At 57.0% G+C, this 20251-nt stretch carries 14 protein-coding genes; 7 read left to right on the forward strand and 7 right to left on the reverse strand.

Going from position 1 to position 20251, the window contains the following annotated elements:
* Positions 1-57 precede the first annotated feature (57 nt).
* On the forward strand, positions 58-543 hold the full coding sequence (gene secB, locus M5G26_RS23280) for a protein-export chaperone SecB (protein WP_007909233.1): 486 nt from the start codon (positions 58-60) through the stop codon (positions 541-543).
* Positions 544-667: 124 nt separating this feature from the next.
* Here secB and M5G26_RS23285 read toward each other — a convergent pair whose 3' ends face one another.
* The gene (locus M5G26_RS23285) at positions 668-1123 is read right to left on the reverse strand and encodes a tRNA (cytidine(34)-2'-O)-methyltransferase (RefSeq protein ID WP_123449393.1); all 456 of its coding nucleotides are present in this window, start codon (positions 1121-1123) and stop codon (positions 668-670) included.
* Between M5G26_RS23285 and M5G26_RS23290 the strand changes: the two genes are divergently transcribed.
* From M5G26_RS23290 to M5G26_RS23305, 4 genes are all read left to right on the forward strand, one after another.
* Positions 1122-1562, forward strand: a complete 441-nt coding sequence (locus M5G26_RS23290) for a hypothetical protein (RefSeq protein ID WP_273916586.1) — start codon at positions 1122-1124, stop codon at positions 1560-1562. The genes M5G26_RS23285 and M5G26_RS23290 overlap by 2 nt on opposite strands.
* A 193-nt stretch (positions 1563-1755) precedes the next feature.
* Positions 1756-5058: a leucine-rich repeat domain-containing protein gene (locus M5G26_RS23295; protein ID WP_273916587.1), complete on the forward strand. Its 3303-nt coding sequence runs from the start codon at positions 1756-1758 to the stop codon at positions 5056-5058.
* A gap of 111 nt (positions 5059-5169) precedes the next feature.
* Complete coding sequence (locus M5G26_RS23300; RefSeq protein WP_273916588.1) at positions 5170-7167, forward strand: leucine-rich repeat domain-containing protein; 1998 nt, start codon at positions 5170-5172, stop codon at positions 7165-7167.
* A 110-nt stretch (positions 7168-7277) separates the two neighbouring features.
* The gene (locus M5G26_RS23305; RefSeq protein ID WP_273916589.1) at positions 7278-9473 is read left to right on the forward strand and encodes a leucine-rich repeat domain-containing protein; all 2196 of its coding nucleotides are present in this window, start codon (positions 7278-7280) and stop codon (positions 9471-9473) included.
* A 654-nt stretch (positions 9474-10127) separates the two neighbouring features.
* Here M5G26_RS23305 and ntrC read toward each other — a convergent pair.
* The 5 genes from ntrC to glnA all read right to left on the reverse strand — a co-directional run bounded on the left by ntrC (position 10128) and on the right by glnA (position 15649).
* The gene (gene ntrC, locus M5G26_RS23310) at positions 10128-11564 is read right to left on the reverse strand and encodes a nitrogen regulation protein NR(I) (RefSeq protein WP_007909238.1); all 1437 of its coding nucleotides are present in this window, start codon (positions 11562-11564) and stop codon (positions 10128-10130) included.
* Positions 11561-12646 (reverse strand): nitrogen regulation protein NR(II), encoded by a 1086-nt coding sequence (gene glnL / locus M5G26_RS23315; protein ID WP_007909240.1) that lies wholly within the window; start codon positions 12644-12646, stop codon positions 11561-11563. Before glnL ends, ntrC begins: the two co-directional genes overlap by 4 nt.
* Before the next feature lie 231 nt (positions 12647-12877).
* Positions 12878-13501, reverse strand: a complete 624-nt coding sequence (locus M5G26_RS23320; RefSeq protein ID WP_150692943.1) for a DUF4124 domain-containing protein — start codon at positions 13499-13501, stop codon at positions 12878-12880.
* Positions 13498-14010 (reverse strand): DUF4124 domain-containing protein, encoded by a 513-nt coding sequence (locus M5G26_RS23325; protein WP_273916590.1) that lies wholly within the window; start codon positions 14008-14010, stop codon positions 13498-13500. The genes M5G26_RS23320 and M5G26_RS23325 overlap by 4 nt, the downstream gene beginning before the upstream one ends.
* Positions 14011-14242: 232 nt before the next feature.
* A complete protein-coding gene (gene glnA / locus M5G26_RS23330) occupies positions 14243-15649 on the reverse strand; it encodes a type I glutamate--ammonia ligase (RefSeq protein WP_007909254.1) in 1407 nt (468 codons plus the stop codon).
* Positions 15650-15977: 328 nt separating this feature from the next.
* Between glnA and thiI the strand changes: the two genes are divergently transcribed.
* Both thiI and typA read left to right on the forward strand, forming a co-directional pair.
* The gene (thiI, locus tag M5G26_RS23335) at positions 15978-17432 is read left to right on the forward strand and encodes a tRNA uracil 4-sulfurtransferase ThiI (protein ID WP_038359980.1); all 1455 of its coding nucleotides are present in this window, start codon (positions 15978-15980) and stop codon (positions 17430-17432) included.
* Between the two features lie 139 nt (positions 17433-17571).
* Positions 17572-19392 (forward strand): translational GTPase TypA, encoded by a 1821-nt coding sequence (typA, locus tag M5G26_RS23340; RefSeq protein WP_038359982.1) that lies wholly within the window; start codon positions 17572-17574, stop codon positions 19390-19392.
* Between the two features lie 219 nt (positions 19393-19611).
* Here the strand turns inward: typA and M5G26_RS23345 are convergent, their stop codons facing one another.
* Positions 19612-20049 (reverse strand): YkgJ family cysteine cluster protein, encoded by a 438-nt coding sequence (locus M5G26_RS23345; RefSeq protein ID WP_273916591.1) that lies wholly within the window; start codon positions 20047-20049, stop codon positions 19612-19614.
* Positions 20050-20251: the final 202 nt, after the last annotated feature.

A 20251-nucleotide genomic window follows, 5' to 3' on the forward strand; every position in this document is an offset into this window, starting at 1 on the left:
ACGGCTGCACCCACGTACAGCAATCCCTTAAAGACCCGAGATCAGAAAGGATCTGAGATGACTGACCAACAGAACACTGCAGCCAGCGAAGAAGAAACCGCACCGCAATTCTCCTTGCAGCGCATCTACGTACGCGACCTGTCCTTTGAAGCCCCGAAAAGCCCGGCGATCTTCCGCCAGCAGTGGGATCCGGCGGTCGCACTGGATCTGAACACTCGCCAGAAAGCACTGGAAGGTGATTTCTACGAAGTGGTGCTGACCCTGTCCGTTACCGTGAAAAACGGTGAAGAAGTCGCCTTCATCGCTGAAGTGCAACAGGCCGGTATCTTCCTGATCAAGAACCTGGACGCGGCTTCGATGAGCCACACCCTGGGCGCGTTCTGCCCGAACATTCTGTTCCCGTACGCGCGCGAAACCCTGGACAGCCTGGTGACCCGTGGTTCGTTCCCGGCGCTGATGCTGGCTCCGGTGAACTTCGACGCTCTGTACGCGCAAGAATTGCAGCGCATGCAGGAAAGCGGCGAGACGCCAACCGTTCAGTAAGACGGTTTAGCAACACCCCATGTGGGAGCGAGCCTGCTCGCGAAGAGGGCGTGTCAGATGACAGTTTTGTCGACTGATACACCGCTTTCGCCAGCAGGCTCGCTCCCACATTTGTTTTGTGGTGTTACTTGAAGTCGTTCTGGCGCCAGGCTTCGTACACAGCGACCGCAACGGTATTGGACAGGTTCAGGCTGCGGCAGCCTTCACGCATCGGCAGGCGCAGGCGCTGTTCCGACGGCAGGGCGTCGAGCACTTCCGGCGGCAGGCCACGGCTTTCCGGGCCGAAGATGAACGCATCGCCTGGAACAAACGCGGCATCATGAAACGGCCGCGAGCCTTTGGTGGTGAACGCAAACAGTCGTGGATTGCCCAGGCTTTCCAGGCAACTGGCCAGGTCCGCGTGACGTTGCAGCGTGGCATATTCGTGGTAATCGAGACCGGCACGGCGCAAGCGCTTGTCGTCCATCTCGAAGCCCAGCGGTTCGATCAAATGCAGGTGGCAGCCGCTGTTGGCGCACAGCCTGATAACGTTGCCGGTATTCGGCGGAATTTCTGGTTGAAAAAGGATGACGTGAAACATGCACGGCTCCGAAGGTAAAGATGAGCGGCATTCTACGCCGCCTGTGGACAACCGTTCGAAACTATTGCCGCGAGTCATCGGTTCGCTGGCGATTGTTGGCTTGATGATCGGCTTGATGATCGGCCGCCTGACCACGCCGGACCCGAGCGTGTTGCAGCAGGTTGAGGTGACCGATGGCGCTTTGGTGGTGTGGTTCAACAACGAGCCCAAGCTGCACGGCGAAATCATCGACGGCACGGTGGCGCTGCTGTTCCAGGCTGAGGGCCGGGCGCAGAAGGGCCAGCTCAAGCTCAACGGCAAGGACGTCAACTGGCGTACACGCATGAGCGACGGCGGATTGTTGCTGACGGTGCTGGCGGCGCGGCCATTACAGGGAGACTGGGCTGGCAGCAAGGTCGACGACCGCTGGCGGCTGGAGATTCGCTTGCAAACGAACTGATCGCAAACCTGCCGACTCTCTCTCCTGTTCTCCTACGTTTCCTGGCGTTGTTTCTCACTGCGCCAGTCTGCCTTTCCTATCTCCTTCAACACCTATGCACGCTATCGTGCGCTCCTCTTTTAAACCGGCAGGATGCCAATATTTTTGTCCCTTGGGCGAATGCCAAGGGCGAATTTTTCAAGGATGAAAAAACATGCCAGTAAAACCACCTACCGGTGGCAGTACCCCCGTGAAAGTGGACGCGTCCACCAGTCCGACCCGACCGGCGGAGGTGGACATTCCGCTTCCCGGTACATCGGGCCGCAGAGGTTCGGGTTCAAATATCTTTCCCGATGATCCGCAGTCGGGAGCCGGGAGATCCGGCACTCCAGACATTGAAACCGTCCATCCGGCTCCTGCCGTCGTCGTACACACGGTTCCCGTTCAAACTCCTCGGCTGGCACCTCAACCGTCGCTGGATGATTACGTAATCCCCTTCCAGGCGTTACTTCCTGAAATCAACGGCGAAGGTTTAAGGGTTTTTAACAATCGCCCCTTCGCTGAGGTGTCCGATGGCATTTTTCTCCCTGTCGCCGTGGATCCGAGGACTGGATTGCTTCATGCCCGACGGTCAAGCGAGCTGCTTTTAGGCCCGGTGGTGCTGCGTAACGCCGACAGCGGTTTTTGGTACCAGCGTACGCTCGTTCAGCGCACCACCCGGGATCAGGTCCGACGATATCTTCCGGAAACGACCGATCTGGACGCTGATGCCTTCATCGCCCGGTTTGGCGACAAGGATGTGGCAGATGTGGAGCTGAGGCGCATCGAGGGAGCGCGCTCTGAGCTGGAGCGCGAGCATTTTGGTATCAACGAGGAAATGGCGAGCAAGATACGCAGACTTTTCAAGTGGCAGGGCGAACCCGGTGAGCGTGTCTATCGCGAAGACCGACTAGTGGGTTTCAAGATGGAACTCGATTTCGGTTCTCATTCAAACAGTTTTCCTTACCTGGAAAAACTCAACTCTGTTGTAGCCCTGACCCTCAGAGCGAGTGAACATCTATACGCGCATCGTTTATCGGTGCAATTTCCCAACATTGAAAGTCTTACGGTGGCTGGCTGGACACCCCCCATTTCCCCTGGCTTTCACTATCCCCGGGCTGTCTCGAGGCTTAAGGTTGAGGGGGATTTCGTTCACGCACTGGCGAAGCTTCCCCATTTACGCGAGCTGAACCTGCACAACTGCAAGTTGCCAGCCGGGTTCTCGCTGACACGCATGACCGGACTGCGAGCTCTGGCACTTGGCAACATTGAGGGGGTGACGGATCTGAATGCCGTAGTGAATGGCCTGCCAGGGCGGTTGAGCTTGCAGGTCCTCGATCTGAACCAGAATGCGTCCTTGAAAGTGGCACCTGACGTGACGGGGATGACCGAGTTGCGTGTATTGGATCTGACGCAGACCGGTATAGAGCAGCTCCCACTCGGACTTGATGCTGACAACGGGCCGTTGCGCCTGGAGGTATTGAGGCTCGGCAACAATCCGCTTTCTGTTATGCCTTCACTGAAAGTCAGGACTGCGCTGCAGGAGCTGGACCTTTCCAACACTGGTTTAGACAGGTTTCCGGAGGGCATCACGTCCGACATCCCCGGGAAAGTGCTGAATCTTTCCAACAACCGAATTACATCGATCCCTGAGTCCGTTGAAATCAGAGCGGGCTTCAATCTCATCGGCAATCCCATAACGGATCTGCCGACCCTCCGGCGGCTGATGGTCGCGCGTATAAAAACAGGCACGGACATCTGGTTGGGAAAAAAAAGTACTGATCTCTCGCCAAATGCCTGGCTGCGACATACGCCGTTAGAGGAGCTAGCTGAAAATTTGAAGCTTTGGGACAGTGTTGACTCATATTGGTCAGTTGCGAGGCAAATTGCCTTGGACCTGACTCGTACGCCCGAATTTCACGTTGAGCGCCCGCGTCTGCAGCAACGGGTCTGGCGGTTTTTCGAGAACTACCGCAAGACTGAGCCTGGCGCTCAGGTCAGGCTGAAGGACATTTTGGAGAATGAACCCAGTCCCTTGAAAAAGCTGGAAAGGCTGGAGGCAGAAACAGGGCTGTCAAGCGAATCACTGCCGGCGGACCCGGTGTTGCGCAGTGATACCGGCAGCGACGTTGGGCTCTTGCTCGATGCCGCTGAGCCAACCACCCGAGCGCAGGTCCGACAATACTTCCCGGAAGTAACCGATCAACAAGCAGATCACTTTCGCGTGCACTTCGGTGAAAAGGATGCAGCAGAGGTGGAGCTCAAACGGCTTCAGCCTGGACTTGCTCAACTGGACCAGGAACTCAGCCGTTGGACGAATGCCTCTGGAATTTACGGAAATAAGGCGGGTCCCACGTTGCGCCGTCTGTACACGTGGCAAGGGGAGCCCGACGAGTTGGTCTTTCACGGAAAACGGCCGGTGGGTTTCAAGCTGTCTTTGAATTATTCGGGATGGCCAAATCATCACCCATTCTCGACAACATTCAACTCCATCGTTTCCCTAGAGCTAAGAGGGGTAGACGTGCCTCTTCTGGAAGGTTTTTTTTCAGCTTTCCCCAAACTTGAAAGTCTGAGGGTGGGTTTCGGATTCAGGATTTCCTCTGATAATCCCCGCCTGAGGCTCCCCGTGGAGCCGCGCAATGTTGAAGGTTTGGCATGGGTTGCGCGGTTACGAGAGTTGCAGCTGCAAGAGGCTAACTTGTCGCCTGATTTTTCGGTGGCCGGCATGACCGGGTTGCGTGTATTGGATCTGCAGTGGAACGGAATACACCATCTCCGAGGACTTGATGCCGACAACGGGCCATTGCGACTGGAAGTATTGAAACTCAGCCATAACCCGCTATCTGTCGTGCCTTCACTTAAAGGAATGACCGCGCTGCAGGAGCTGGATCTTGCCAGTACAGGCTTGGACAGATTTCCGGAGGGCATCACCAACGAGATTCCCGGGAAGGTGCTGGATCTGACGAACAATCGCATCACATCGATTCCCGAATCCATTGAAATCAGAGCCGGCTTCAAGCTCAGTGGCAATCCTGTTACCGATCCTTCTTCCTTCCGACGGCTGATCCACGCACGTATGGAAACGGGCACCGATATCTGGCTGGGAGAACCAAGTACTGACCGGTCGGCAAATCTTTGGCTGCGTAATGTGCCGCCGGGAAAGGAGTTGACTGACAAACTGGAACTCTGGGACACCTTCGGTCCTCACCCGCGCATGATGGACGCGATCCGGCAACTGAGTCGAACACCGGAATTTCATGTCGAGTATCTGCTTTTGCAGCGGCGGGTCTGGTCGTTCCTCGAGATCTACAGCAAGCGCGGATCTGACGAGCAGGCACGGCTCGACAACATTTTGCTCACAGAGATAAGTCCCGGAAAAATGCTCGACAGGCTGGAAGCCGAGATCCGGGAATATGACTCGGGACGGCAAAATCCGCCTCTGCATCATTTGCCCAAGCGTCCGAGGCTTGATCCGTAATCGTTTTCGACGAGCAATAAAAAGCGCCGCGTTCAATTGATATCGGCAGGATGCCAAAACCTTCGTCCCTTGCACGAATGCCGGGGGCGAAATTTTCAAGGATGAAAAAACATGCCAATAAAACCCCCTACCGGTGGCAGTACCCCCGTGAAAGTGGACGCGTCCACCAGTCCGACCCGACCGGCGGAGGTGAACATTCCGCTTCCCGGCTTATCCGGCCGCAGAGGTTCCGGTGCGGGTCATTTTCCCGATCTGCCGCCGCGAGCCGGATCATCCAGCGCGATTGATGCAGATGCCATTCGTATGACTCCGGCGGTCATGATTCATGCGAACCCTGGTGGAGTTCGTTTACCGGCGCCTCAATCGTCGCTGGACCGTTACTTGATCAGTGCCCGGGCGATGCTTCCAGAAATCAATGATGAAGGTTTAAGGGTTTTTAACGGGATCCCCTTCGCTGACGTGGCCGGTGGCGACTTTGTTGCTGTTGCCTTGGATCCGAAGACAGGATTGTATCGAGCCCGACTGACCAGCGAGTTGCTATTAGGCCCGGTAATACTGCGCGATGCCGGCAGCGGCCTTTGGTACGAGCGTCAGGTGGTTGAGCCGACCACCCGAGCGCAGGTTCGAAGATACCTTCCGGAAACGACCGATCTCGACGCCGATGCCTTCATCACCAAGTTTGATGACAAGGACGTGGCGGAGCTTGAGCTCCAGCGTATTCAGCTAGGGCTTCCTCAGTTTGACAGCAAACACATCAGCATTCCGCACCATCAAAATCACATTGCACAGTCCCATGAGGTAACCGAGGCGTTTGCCATGTGGGGCACGCTAAGCCAATTGTACAAGTGGCAAAGCCAGCCTGATCAGCGGGTTTATAGCGATGGGCGATTGTCGGGTTTCAAGCTGGATATCAATCTCACGCTATGGCCAGTGGATAAGTTGCTTTCATTGAAATTCAACTCCGTCGTTTCTCTTACTTTAAGAGGTCAAGCGCCGCTGGACCCGGAGGTGTTTTTTGCGCAGTTTCCCAGCATTGAAAGTCTGACGATCACAAGCCAGACAGTCACCAGAAGAACCTTTGGGGATCTTGCGAATGAGCTTGCTTATTCAAGATTCAATATGGATTCGCGCTTTACCGAGCAATTAAAGAGGCTCCCCCGCTTACGAGAACTGAATCTTCAGGATTGTGACTTACAGGCTGATTTTTCGGTGAGGGGCATAACCAGACTGCAGGTGTTGAGGCTTGGTAGCACACAGGGGGCTGCGGTGAATGATTTGCCTGGCCCGTTGCGCTTTCAAGTGCCTGTTGAACACCAGAACGATTTTTTACGAACGGATCCTGACATTTCCGGGATGACCGAATTGCGTGTGCTGGATCTGACAGGTGCCGGATTACGCCGAATCCCTTTCGGGCTTGATACCGACAACGGGCCATTGCGACTGGAAGTATTGAAGCTCAGACATAACCGGCTCTCTGTTGCGCCTTCGGTCAAAAGAATGACCGCGCTGCAGGAGCTGGATCTTGCCAATACAGGCTTGGACAGATTTCCGGAGGGCATCACCAACGAGATTCCCGGGAAGGTGCTGGATCTGACGAACAATCGCATCACATCGATTCCCGAATCCATTGAAATCAGAGCCGGCTTCAAGCTCAGTGGCAATCCTGTTACCGATCCTTCCTCCCTCCGACGGCTGATCCACGCACGTATGGAAACGGGCACCGATATCTGGCTGGGAGAACCAAGTACTGACCGGTCGGTAAATCTTTGGCTGCGTAATGTGCCGCCCGGAAAGGAGTTGACTGACAAACTGAAGCTCTGGGACAGCTTTGGTACTGACTCGCGCCTGCTGGACGCGATCCGGCAGTTGAGCCGAACACCGGAATTTCATGTCGAGTATCTGCTTTTGCAGCGGCGGGTCTGGTCGTTCCTCGAGATCTACAGCAAGCGCGGATCTGGCGAGCAGGCACGGCTCGACAACATTTTGCTCACAGAGATAAGTCCCGGAAAAATGCTCGACAGGCTGGAAGCCGAGATCCGGGAATATGACTCGGGACGGCAAAATCCGCCTCTGCATCATTTGCCCAAGCGTCCGAGGTTTGATCCGTAGATGTCTCGACGGGCAATACCAAAGCGCGGCACTCCATTGATATCGGCAGGATGCCAAAACCTTCGCTCCTTGCACGAATGCCGGGGGCGACTTTTCAAGGATGAAAAAACATGCCAGTAAAACCACCTACCGGTGGCAGTACCCCCGTGAAAGTGGGAGCTTCCACCAGTCCGACCCGAGCGGAGGGCGCGGACGCGCCGCTTCCCGGCCCATCAGTGCGCAGAGGCTCCGGTTCAGGAATTGATCCTGATAATTCGCAGCCCCGGGCGGGGACTGCCGAAGCTCATGACGCCGATGCCACTCATGCGGCTCCGGCTGTCTTGGTTCACGCTGCCCCCGTTGAAATCCGTTCCTCACCACCTGAGTTATCGCTGGAAAGTTACCTGCTCGACCCCGGAGTGACGGTGTCAGCTCAACCCAACTCAGAAGGTGTACGGGTTTTTGATAAACGCACCTATGTCGACGTGGCCGGCGGACGCTTTGCTCCTGTCGGACTGGATCCTGATACGGGATTGTATCGGGCACGCAAATTAAACAAATTGCTTTTAGGTCCGGTGATGCTGCGCGATACCGATAGCGGCCTTTGGTACCTGCGTGAAGTCGTTGAGCCAACCACCCGGGCGCAGGTTAAAAAATACTTTCCGGAGGCGACCGATCAGCACGCGGATGATTTCATCGCCCGGTTCGGTGACAAGGATGCAGCAGAGGTAAAACTCAAGGGGCTTCAGCTTGGGCTTGTTCCGATGCACCAAGAGATCAGCGCCTGGGAGGCCACTTACAAGGGCAGTGACGACCAAGAGCGCAACAGGCGACTTGCGATCGGAGACAAATTTCGTCGGTTGTATAAATGGCAAGGTGACGAAACCGAGAAAGTCTACCGGGGGGGGCGGCTGGTGGGCTTTGAATTGGAGCTCAATCTGGGGAGTCGCGCCAATCTGAATTTGCCGATTTTTTCGAAACGACTGGACTCGGTTGTTTCTCTAAGCCTGAAGGGAAGTGTTGTACGTAACCTGGGAGATTTTCTGTCCACGTTTTCTCATGTTGAAACCCTCAAACTGAAAGAATTCGGCATACGCGGTAAAGAATTACTTGATGCTATCGCCAGGGTTACCGAGTTGAAAACCCTGAGTATTCAACACACCAGTCTTAGACCGCTGCCTCCTGATGAATTGCAGTTCAAGGTATTGCCTCGTTTGCAAGAACTGGATCTGGACCACTGCACCATCCACCCTGCTCTGTCAGTGTCCGGCATGACGGAGTTGCAAGTGTTGAAGGTCAATAACTCTGGTTTGTTTCATTTGCCTGAAGGGCTGAATGACTTGCCCTTGCGGTCACGTTTGCAAGTGCTGGATCTTCATGGAAGTCGATATCTGGAGGGAACTGTAGTGCTGTCCGGTATGCCCGAGCTGCGGGTACTGGATTTGTCGGATACCAAAACAAGTCCAGTGTTCGGTGGGCCTGGTTCCGAAGCCGGGCCGTTGCCGTTAGAGGTATTGAGGCTTGCGAGCATTCCTTTACGGGATGCGCCGTCGCTCATGGCAATGCCTGCGTTACGGGAGCTGGATCTTTCGCACACCCTGATAAAACAGCTGCCTGCCGGGCTGGGAACGGAGGGCGGGCCGTCGAGGCTGGAGGTATTGCAACTCAATGGCAATCCGCTGTCTTCCGTGCCGATGCTGGCAGGCATGACAGCGCTGCGGGAGGTCGATTTGAGTTATACCGGAATAGACAGGTTTCCAGAGGGCGTCACGCGTGAGATTCCCAGGGACAGCTTACGTCTCTCCAATAATCTAATAAAGTCGATCCCCGACACCGTAGAACTCAGGCAGGGTTTTGAGCTGTTCAACAACCCGATATCCGACCCGGCTTCGCTTCGACGACTCATCACTGTGCGTCGACAAACAGGCGCTGACGTCTGGTTGGGGCCGGGGCTAGCGAACTCTCCTCCGCGGATAGATTACTGGATGAAAGACGTGCCCACGGCGCAATCCCGGGAAAAGCATGATCTTTGGGATTGGTTTAACCAGGATCGTCAACACTCGCAAATTACGTCGAGCATGGGAAAACTGACTAGCACGCCTGAATACCAGGTCGAGCATCCATCTTTGCAGCTCCGGGTCTGGATCTTGCTCAATAAATATAAGAAAGCCGACCCGGTTGTTCAGGAGTTATTAAGAAAGATTGGAATGTACGAGCATAGTCCCGCAAAAATGCTGAACAGGATGGAAGATGAAGTACGCAAGCACAGAGAAAGCGGTGAACCCGCTCCTGCATTGCCCAAGCGTCCTCGATTGATACCGGGCTGAAGGCCTCGGTATGAGGTGTAAAAGCGGGAATCCCTGACCTGCCTGTATCAGGGTTCCCAAAACGGGGTGGACTTCGCGTGACGCGTCGGTCCGGTGTAAAGAGGGAACCCCCGGCCTGCCTGTACCAAGGATCCCAAAAGGGTGGGCGCGTCGCGTTGCGTTATGCGCCCGGTGTAAAGAGGGGAATCCCCGGCCTGCCTGTACCAAGGTCCCCGAAACGGGTGGTGAATCGAATCACCTGTAAGAGGTATTGCAGGGGACGTGCCAGGTTTTAATCTGTTGAAACAAAAAAGCTGATCAGAAACGCGAAAGCCCCGGGATTCGGGGCTTTTGAGCATTTTGGTAGTTGATTTTTCGGTGGTTTCAGAAGCGAATGTGGCGATACGGCTGTGCGCGATCGCGGGTCATTGTGCATTGATGCGGTGCACGGTGGCCCTCACCCTAACCCTAACCCTCACCCTAACCCTCCCGAAACGTCGGACCGCCCATAGGGAGAGGGGACTGACCGAGTTGCTGGTTCAAGTTACGCCGACCTGAAATATTGAGCCGGACTCAGGTTTCGAAAACATCCGAGATCGGCTCCCTTTCCCCTCTCCCCCTTGGGGTGAGGGGGATCGATCCTGAGTACACAACCATCCTCAAGCGAACAAGGTTTTAACCCTCATCCCCTTCATCATCATCGCCGCCATCCACCTTCATGCCCAATTCCTTGATCTTGCGCGTCAGGGTATTGCGCCCCCAACCCAGCAACACCGCCGCATCACGGCGACGCCCCGCAGTGTGCTTCAACGCCGTCTCGATCATGATCCGCTCAAACGCCGGCACCGCGCTGTCGAGCAGACTCGACTGGCCACGCGCCAACGCTTGATCGGCCCACTGACGCAGTGCTTGTTCCCAATTGGTCACTGGCGCTGAATCCTGCGGCAGGTTCAGCAGCTCCGGCGGCAGGTCGCTGATGTGCACCTCGCGCCCGGACGCCATCACGGTGATCCAGCGGCAAGTGTTCTCCAACTGACGCACGTTGCCGCCCCACGGCAGGTTCTTCAGGTATTCCTCGGTCTCGCTTTTCAGCAACTTCGGCTCCACCGCCAGTTCTTGCGCAGCGCGGCTGAGGAAGTGCTTGGCCAGGGTCGGAATGTCTTCGCGACGATCCGACAGGCGCGGGATGTGGATGCGGATCACGTTGAGGCGATGGAACAAGTCCTCACGGAATTTGCCGGCGTGCACCAGGGTTTCCAGATTCTGGTGCGTCGCGGCGATGATGCGCACGTCGACCTTGACCGGCACATGCCCGCCCACGCGATAGAACTCGCCATCCGCCAGAACCCGCAGCAGACGGGTTTGCGTGTCCGCCGGCATGTCGCCGATTTCGTCGAGGAACAGCGTGCCGCCGTCCGCCTGTTCAAAGCGACCGCGACGCAGATTCGCCGCGCCGGTGAACGCGCCTTTCTCATGCCCGAACAGTTCGGATTCCATCAGATCCTTTGGAATCGCCGCCATGTTCAGCGCGATGAACGGCGAGGCCGCGCGCGGGCTGTGGCGGTGCAGGGCGTGGGCGACCAGTTCTTTACCGGTGCCGGATTCGCCGTTGATCAGCACGGTGATGTTGGAGTGGCTCAAGCGCCCGATGGCGCGAAACACTTCCTGCATCGCCGGCGCTTCGCCGATGATTTCCGGGGTACGGGTCAGCGCCGGCACGACTTCCAGGCCTTGCTGTTCTTGGGCGTGCTGGTTGGCACGTTTGACCAGCGACACCGCCTCATCAACGTCGAACGGCTTCGGCAAGTACTCGAACGCGCCGCCCTGATACGAGGCGACAGCGCTGTCCAGATCGGAGTGAGCGGTCATGATGATGACCGGCAACCGTGGGTGCTGTTCGCGAATCCGCGCCAGAAGGTCCAGGCCGCTGGCACCGGGCATGCGAATGTCGGAAATGATCACGTCCGGCTGCTGACGGGCCAGACGACTCATCACGCCATCGGCGCTGTCGAAGCTCTGGGTGGTCATGCCTTCCTGCTGCAAGGCTTTTTCCAGAACCCAACGGATAGAACGGTCGTCATCGACGATCCACACGGTTTCACTACGGCTCATGTCGATGTGGCTCCTTGTTCCAGTGGCAGAAAGATCGAGAAGGTGGTGTGGCCTGGATGGCTGTCACACTCGATCAGACCCTGGTGCTGGCTGATGATGTTCTGGGTAATGGCCAGGCCCAGCCCGGTACCGTCCGGGCGACCGCTGACCATGGGAAAGAAAATGGTTTCCTGAAGTTCCGCCGGGATCCCCGGGCCGTTGTCGATGATCTCGATCTTGGTCACCAGACGATGGCGGACGTGGCCGATGGTGAACTGGCGCATGGTTCGGGTGCGCAGGCTGATGCGACCCAGGCGCAGCTCGTTCTGGCTGCTGATCGCCTGCATCGCGTTGCGCACGATGTTCAACACCGCCTGAATCATTTGCTCGCGGTCGATCAAGACGTCGGGAATGCTTGGATCGTAATCGCGCACCAAGGTGATGCAGCCCTGGCTTTCGGCTTCGACCAGTTGGCAGACGCGCTCCAGCACTTCGTGGACGTTGCACATGGCCAGCGACGGCAATTTGTTCGAACCGAGCATGCGATCGACCAGATTGCGCAGGCGGTCTGCCTCTTCAATGATCACGTTGGTGTAATCGCGCAGGCTGTCTTCCGGAAGCTCGCGGGCCAGTAATTGCGCAGCGCCACGGATGCCGCCCAGTGGGTTCTTGATCTCGTGGGCGAGACCGCGCACCAGCATTTTGCTGGTTTCCTGCTTGGACAGCTGCGCCTCTTCCTTGGTGATCCGCAGCAAGCGGTCACGCGGGTGGACTTCGAGCAGGAGCATGGTCGCGCCATTGCTGAGGATCGGCGTCACCGCGTAATCCACGGTCAGCGTCTGGCCGGTGAGGGCGGTGAGCATCGCTTCGCGTTTGGTAAACGGGTGTGCCTGCTCTACCGCCTGGCGCAGGGAATTGAGCGCCTCGGTGGATTCAGTGAACAGCTCGCTGATGAACTGCCCATGGCTACGCTGCCCGCTGATGGCGAGCAGCATCTCCGCCGCCGGGTTCATGTACTCGAGGCGCAATTCGGCGTCGAGCAGGATGGTGGCGGTGGTCAGGTTGTCGAGCAGCAAACGGTGGATTGCGTCACTTATAGTCATCAGGGCCTCTTTTGGGGGCGGAGCGTGCGCAAGAAGCAGGCGTCGTTAAACGGAAAATGCAAAAACCAAACCAAGGCTCCGAAAAGAAGCGTTTAACCTGTGAAACAGGCGTTTGACGCTCGTTTGCGTGGCACAGGGCCAGCTCTCACGGGTAGTTTCGAACCAAAATGGGTTGGATTGTGAGTACGGTGAAACCTATTGCACCAATATAGTGCGCAAAGCTGAGCGGCGTTAGAAGAAACGCAGGAAGGGATTTTTCGGCTCGGGCGGTTTGTCTTTCAAGGGGCATTCCGGGCGTACGCCGTAGTCGTCGGCGACGCAGGGTTTGACCTGTCGTTTCTGCGCGAGGGAGATGCGCAGCATGTGAAACGGCTGGTTGGCGGTGCGTTCGACGGTGCGGCCTTCGGCATCGAGTATTTCCACGGACAGGTTATGGCTGCCACGATCAATGTTGTTCAGCGGGAAAACCGGACTCAGACCGGGTTCGCCGGTGGCTTGGCCATCCAGCAACAGGCGATAACGGTGGCCGCGTTGCAGGCCGGGTTCGCTGGTGACGCTGACGATGATCTCGCCGGCACTGCTGCGAATTGTGGCATCGGGTTCGGGTACCAGAATGCGCAGCATGTCGTAGTGGAACGGTGGTTGTTCCGGGGATTTTTTTGCGGTGGTGATCGGCGCAGCGGCGCCGGGGTTGGCCGACATGCGATTGCTGGTCGCGATCGGTACGCGCTTGGCGTTGCTGCGCGGTTGATCGGTGTAGACGCGATTGCCCTGGGCATCAATGTAAGTGAACACCTCGGCTGAGGCCGGCAGTGTCACCAGCGCCATCGCGACGATCAGCCACGCGCGGATCATGGTGTGTGCACCCGCTGCACGCTGAGGGCGACGGGCGGGCTCTGTTGAATGATCGTCTGACCGTCAATGACCTGCACGGCGAGGCGATGCTCGCCGCGATCGACGTTGACCAATTGCAGGATCGGCACATTGCTTGGCTGGCCGTAGGGTTCGTCATCGAGTACCAGTCTTAATTGATGCGGCGGTTGCAGGCGTGGCTTGATCAGCACGTTGACGGTAAAGGTGCCGTTGTTCGCGCGCAGGGCTTCTTCGGTGGGCAGCCCGGCGAGTTCGAGGATGTCGTAGGCGTTGCGCTGAGGTTCGCGGTTGCCGCTGACGGGCGCAGGGGGTGCGCTCGGCGCTTGCGGCTCGACGCGATTGAGCGGCGGCAATTCCACGGGCTGCGCCTGTACGCCGTCCGGTGAGTGATCGCTGTAGACCGTGTTGCCGTTGGCATCGGTGTACTTGTAGATCTGCGCGGCGGCGGGCAGGGCTATCAACAATAGAATGTAGAGAAAGGTGCGACCCATGAAATCGACCGGGATTGAAAGCGATGGGGTGCAGCATAGGTCAGGGTGGGCGAGAGGCCCAAGCTGTTAACAATTGGAATTGAAAAGCAAAGTCAAAAGATCGCAGCCTTCGGCAGCTCCTACAGGGATCGATGTAGGAGCTGCCGAAGGCTGCGATTTTTTGATCTGCAATAAAAAAGGCCTCCCGAAGGAGGCCTCTTTCACTCACGCCACGTAACGCGGCGCTACCGGATCAGCAGCTGTAGTACAGCTCATATTCCAGTGGGTGTACGAAGGTGCGAACCTTGATTTCTTCTTCCGATTTCAGCGCGATGTAAGCGTCGATGAAGTCGTCGGAGAATACGCCGCCCTTGGTCAGGAACGCGCGGCCCTTGTCCAGCTCTTCCAGGGCTTCTTTCAGGCTGCCGCAAACTTGCGGGATCTCTTTCGCCTCTTCAGGCGGCAGGTCGTACAGGTTTTTGTCGGCAGCGTCGCCTGGGTGAATCTTGTTCTGGATACCGTCCAGACCGGCCATCAGCAGTGCAGCGAAGGCCAGGTACGGGTTGGCAGCCGGATCCGGGAAACGTGCTTCGATACGGCGGGCTTTCGGGCTCGACACGTAAGGAATACGGATCGAAGCGGAACGGTTGCGAGCCGAGTAGGCCAGCATTACGGGAGCTTCGAAGCCTGGTACCAGACGCTTGTAGGAGTTGGTCGCCGGGTTGGTGAAACCGTTCAGGGCCTTACCGTGTTTGATGATGCCGCCGATGAAGTACAGAGCGGTATCGGACAGGCCGGCATAGCCTTCACCAGCGAAGGTGTTCTTGCCGTCTTTCCAGATCGACATGTGCACGTGCATGCCCGAACCGTTGTCGCCGTACAGTGGCTTCGGCATGAAGGTCGCGGTGCGGCCGTATGCATCAGCAACGTTGTGCACAACGTACTTCAGGGTTTGGGTTTCGTCGGCTTTCTTCACCAGGGTGTTGAACTTGACGCCGATTTCGTTCTGGCCGGCAGTCGCCACTTCGTGGTGGTGAACTTCAACGGTCAGGCCCATTTCTTCCAGTGCGTTGCACATGGAGGTACGGATTTCGTGGTCGTGGTCGAACGGTGGCACCGGGAAGTAGCCGCCTTTGACGCCTGGACGGTGACCCTTGTTGCCGCCTTCGATGTCCTGGTCGGACATCCACGAACCTTGCTCGGAGTAGATCTTGAACATCGAGCCGGAGATGTCCGACTTGAATTTCACCGAGTCAAAGATGAAGAATTCTGGCTCTGGACCAGCGAACACGGTGTCACCGATACCGGTGGCTTTCAGGTGTTCTTCGGCACGCTTGGCGATCGCACGTGGGTCGCGGTCGTAGCCTTGCATGCTCGAAGGTTCGATGATATCGCACACCAGGATCAGGGTGGCGTCTTCGGTGAACGGGTCGAGAACGGCAGTTTCGTCAACCGGCATCAGGATCATGTCGGAGGCTTCGATGCCTTTCCAGCCAGCAATGGAGGAACCGTCGAACATCTTGCCGACTTCGAAGAAGTCTTCATCCAGCGCATCGCGAGCCGGCATGGTCACGTGGTGCTGAGTGCCTTTGGTGTCCGTGAAGCGCAGATCAATCCACTTGACGTCATGATCTTTGATGAGTTGAACCGTCTTCGACATATGTCCTCCGGGTGGCTTCGGGCTTGGTAGTGGATGCCCTTGAATTTGGGTGATGCCGGCGCGAATACTCTGCCAAGGCAACCTGCCTCACAAGGGAGCAAATTGCATGCCAGTGCCCCAGCATGGGTTTTTTGCCCCAAATTCACGCTTATAAAGGCTTCAAACGCCTGAACGCTGGAAATCTCGCCCTCTAATGTAGCGTCTTGATTCGAAAATGACCTGTTTTGGTGCATGCAAAACCTTCTGCACATTAACTGGTTAAACCTTGAGCAATTTCCGCTATAATCCGCGCCCCCCTTTTTCGGCTGGCCGTTCGCGCGCTGTTTTCATGAAACTAATCGTAAAAGTCTTCCCCGAGATCACCATCAAAAGCCGACCTGTCCGGACGAAGTTCATCCGCCAGTTGGCCAAGAACATCCGCACCGTGCTCCGCGACCTGGACCCGGCCGTGGTGGTGAACGGTGTGTGGGACAATCTCGAGCTGGAAACCCGCGTTACCGACGCCAAAGCCTTGAAAGAGATGGGTGAGCGCCTGACCTGCATGCCGGGCATAGCGCACTTTCTGCAGATCGACGAGTACCCGCTGGGCGACTTCGACGACATCACCGAGAAGTGCAAACAGCACTACGGCGATGCGCTGGCCGGGAAGATTTTCTCGGTGCGCTGCAAGCGTGCCGGCAAGCACACCTTCAGCTCGATGGACGTCGAAAAATACGTCGGCAGCAAGCTGCGCCGTGAGTGCGGTGCCGCCGGGATCGACCTGAAAGCGCCGGAAATCGAAGTCCGGATCGAAGTTCGCGACAAACGGTTGTTTGTGATCCACAGCCAGCACAATGGCATCGGCGGCTACCCGCTCGGCGCCCTGGAGCAGACGCTGGTATTGATGTCCGGCGGCTTTGACTCGACGGTTGCGGCCTACCAGATCATTCGTCGGGGCCTGATGACGCACTTCTGCTTTTTCAATCTGGGCGGTCGTGCCCACGAATTGGGCGTGATGGAAGTCGCGCATTTCATCTGGAAGAAGTACGGCAGCTCGCAACGCGTGCTATTTGTCAGTGTTCCGTTCGAAGAAGTGTTGGGCGAAATTCTCGGCAAAGTCGATAACAGTCATATGGGCGTCGTATTGAAGCGTATGATGTTGCGCGCGGCCTCCAACATCGCCGACCGTCTGCACATCGAAGCGCTGGTCACCGGCGAGGCGATCTCCCAGGTGTCGAGCCAGACGCTGCCGAACCTGTCGGTGATCGACTGTGTGACCGACAAACTGGTCCTGCGTCCGCTGATCGTGGCGCACAAGCAGGACATCATCGACACGGCCAACGAGATCGGCACTGCCGATTTCGCCAGGCACATGCCGGAATACTGCGGGGTCATCTCGGTCAATCCGAAAACCGCCGCCAAACGCGGTCGTGTTGAACACGAAGAGAAAGAATTCGACATGGCAGTGCTCGAGCGTGCGCTCGAAAACGCCAAACTGGTGCCGATCGATCGGGTGATCGACGAATTGGGCCAGGACGTACAGATTGAAGAAGTCAGCGAAGCACTGGCCGGCCAGATCGTGATCGACATCCGTCACCCGGATGCCGCCGAGGATGAGCCGCTGGAACTCGCTGGCGTAGAAGTACAGACGATGCCGTTCTACGCAGTGAACGCTCGTTTCAAGGAGCTGGATCCGACTCGCCAGTACCTGCTGTATTGCGACAAAGGCGTGATGAGTCGCCTGCATGCTCACCATTTGCTCAGTGAGGGGCATGCCAATGTGCGCGTTTATCGACCGAGCTAAGTGCCCGGGGCTGTTTGCCTGTGGCCTGCGTCACCGGCCCCCCGACACCGCCGTCAAGCTGTAACGGCCATGCCGGACACTACTGCTAATCGCTGCCAAGACTTGTCAGCAAACCGAATCCTCTGATCGAGATACACAAGTGATCGAAAATCTACGCAACATCGCCATCATCGCCCACGTTGACCATGGTAAAACCACCCTGGTAGACAAACTCCTGCGTCAATCCGGCACTCTGGAGCGCAACGAGCTCAACGACGAGCGCGTGATGGACTCCAACGACCAGGAAAAAGAGCGCGGTATTACCATTCTGGCGAAAAACACCGCCATCAACTGGAACGGCTACCACATCAACATCGTGGACACCCCGGGCCACGCCGACTTCGGCGGCGAAGTTGAACGTGTAATGTCGATGGTTGACTCCGTTCTGCTGCTGGTTGACGCTCAAGACGGCCCTATGCCGCAAACCCGTTTCGTGACCAAGAAGGCTTTCGAAGCCGGCCTGCGTCCAATCGTGGTAATCAACAAGGTTGACCGTCCAGGCGCGCGTCCGGACTGGGTTCTGGATCAGATCTTCGACCTGTTCGACAACCTCGGTGCTACCGAAGAACAACTGGACTTCCAGGTTGTTTACGCCTCGGCCCTGAACGGCATTGCCGGTCTGGATCACACCGCCATGGCGGAAGACATGACTCCGCTGTACCAAGCGGTCGTCGACCACGTTCCGCCTCCGGCTGTTGACCGTGACGGCGCGTTCCAGATGCAGATCTCCGCTCTGGACTACAACAGCTTCCTGGGTGTTATCGGCGTTGGTCGTATCGCTCGTGGCCGCGTCAAGCCGAACACCCCGGTTGTAGCGATCGGTGCCGACGGCAAGCGCCGTAACGGCCGTATCCTGAAACTGATGGGTCACCACGGTCTGCACCGCATCGACGTTGAAGAAGCTGCAGCAGGCGATATCGTTTGCATCAGCGGTATGGACTCGCTGTTCATCTCCGACACCCTGTGCCACCCGGACACTGTCGAGGCGATGAAGCCTCTGACCGTTGACGAGCCAACCGTTTCGATGACCTTCCAGGTAAACGACTCGCCATTCTGCGGTAAAGAAGGCAAGTTCGTGACGTCCCGTAACATCAAGGACCGTCTGGACAAAGAGCTGCTGTACAACGTTGCCCTGCGCGTTGAAGAAGGCGACACCGCTGACAAGTTCAAGGTTTCCGGCCGTGGTGAGCTGCACCTCTCGGTACTGATCGAAACCATGCGTCGCGAAGGCTTCGAAATCGCTCTGGGTCGTCCGGAAGTGATCATTCGTGAAGTTGACGGCGTCAAGCAAGAGCCGTTCGAAAACGTGACCATCGACATTCCTGAAGAAGCTCAGGGCAAGGTCATGGAAGAGATGGGTCTGCGTAAAGGCGACCTGAGCAACATGGTGCCGGATGGCAAGGGCCGTGTTCGTCTGGAATACAACATCCCTGCTCGCGGTCTGATCGGTTTCCGTAACCAGTTCCTGACCCTGACCAACGGTGCTGGCATCCTGACCTCGATCTTCGATCGCTACGACACCGTCAAGTCGGGCCACATGTCCGGCCGTCAGAACGGCGTTCTGGTTTCGGTTGAAACCGGCAAGGCACTGACCTACTCGCTGGAAACCCTGCAGGCTCGTGGCAAGCTGTTCGTTGAACACGGCCAGGAGATCTACAACGGTCAAATCGTTGGTCAGAACAGCCGCGACAACGACCTGGGTGTAAACCCGACCAAAGGCAAGAAGCTCGACAACATGCGTGCTTCGGGTAAAGACGAAACCATCGCTCTGGTACCACCTGTTCGCTTCACCCTGGAACAGGCTCTGGAATACATCCAGGAAGACGAGCTGTGCGAAGTCACTCCTAAGTCCATCCGTCTTCGCAAGAAGATCCTGGACGAAAGCGAGCGTACCCGCGCTGCCAAGAAAGCCAAGAACTGAGTCATTAGTTCAGGCTGAATGAAAACGCCCCCGGTCGCGAGACCGGGGGCGTTTTTGTTTGTCTGGGGTTCAGGCGGTATTTGTGCTGGCTCCATCGCTGGCAAGCCAGCTCCCACAGGGTTTTGGGTCGTATATAAAATATGTGTACGACCACAATCATTGTGGGAGCTGGCTTGCCAGCGAAGGCGGCCGATCAGCCGCCGAAAACCTTAGGGCCGATCAAAACTTCTCAATCGCGCGGAAATTCTGCACGCGCACCACTTCCTTCGGCTTGTAAGCGCAATACCCCGGACGCGGCCCGATCTTCGGGTGATTGCGGCAGGTATCCGGGCGCTTGTCATAAATGGTGCACAGGCGGCTCTTACGATCCAGGTAGTAGCAATCGTTGTTGCTCATGCGCTGCAGGGTGAAGATGCCGGACTTCTGATTGAAACGTTCAACCAGGCCTTCCTTCTGCAAACGCTTGGCGATGTTCTTCGGCGGGTCACCCAGTTCGAACTCGTCTACCACGCCGATGCGCACCAGATCCTTGATCTTCACCTCAACCGGCAGCGTGCAGCAGCTCGACACGCAGGAACCGCACATCGGGGCTGAGTATTTTGCCCACGTATCGAGACGATCGATCTCGGCGGCGGCAATCAGGTTGGGCTTCATCATCGGGAGTTACCAGGCGTGTGTGCATCAGGGCGCGCGATCATACCGGGACTGGTGGATTTTTGAACAACCTTTCGCCAGATTTTTTCTGCGTGCAGGCACATTGCCGGACAATTCGGCACGGCCCCTGCATTCATTAGCTCACTCGCCAAGGTAATGCCGGGCTATCTCACAGTCTCAGGAAATACTGCCGAACCAGAGCCCT

This window comes from Pseudomonas sp. TNT2022 ID642 (assembly GCF_028656995.1).
Taxonomy (GTDB): Bacteria; Pseudomonadota; Gammaproteobacteria; order Pseudomonadales; family Pseudomonadaceae; genus Aquipseudomonas.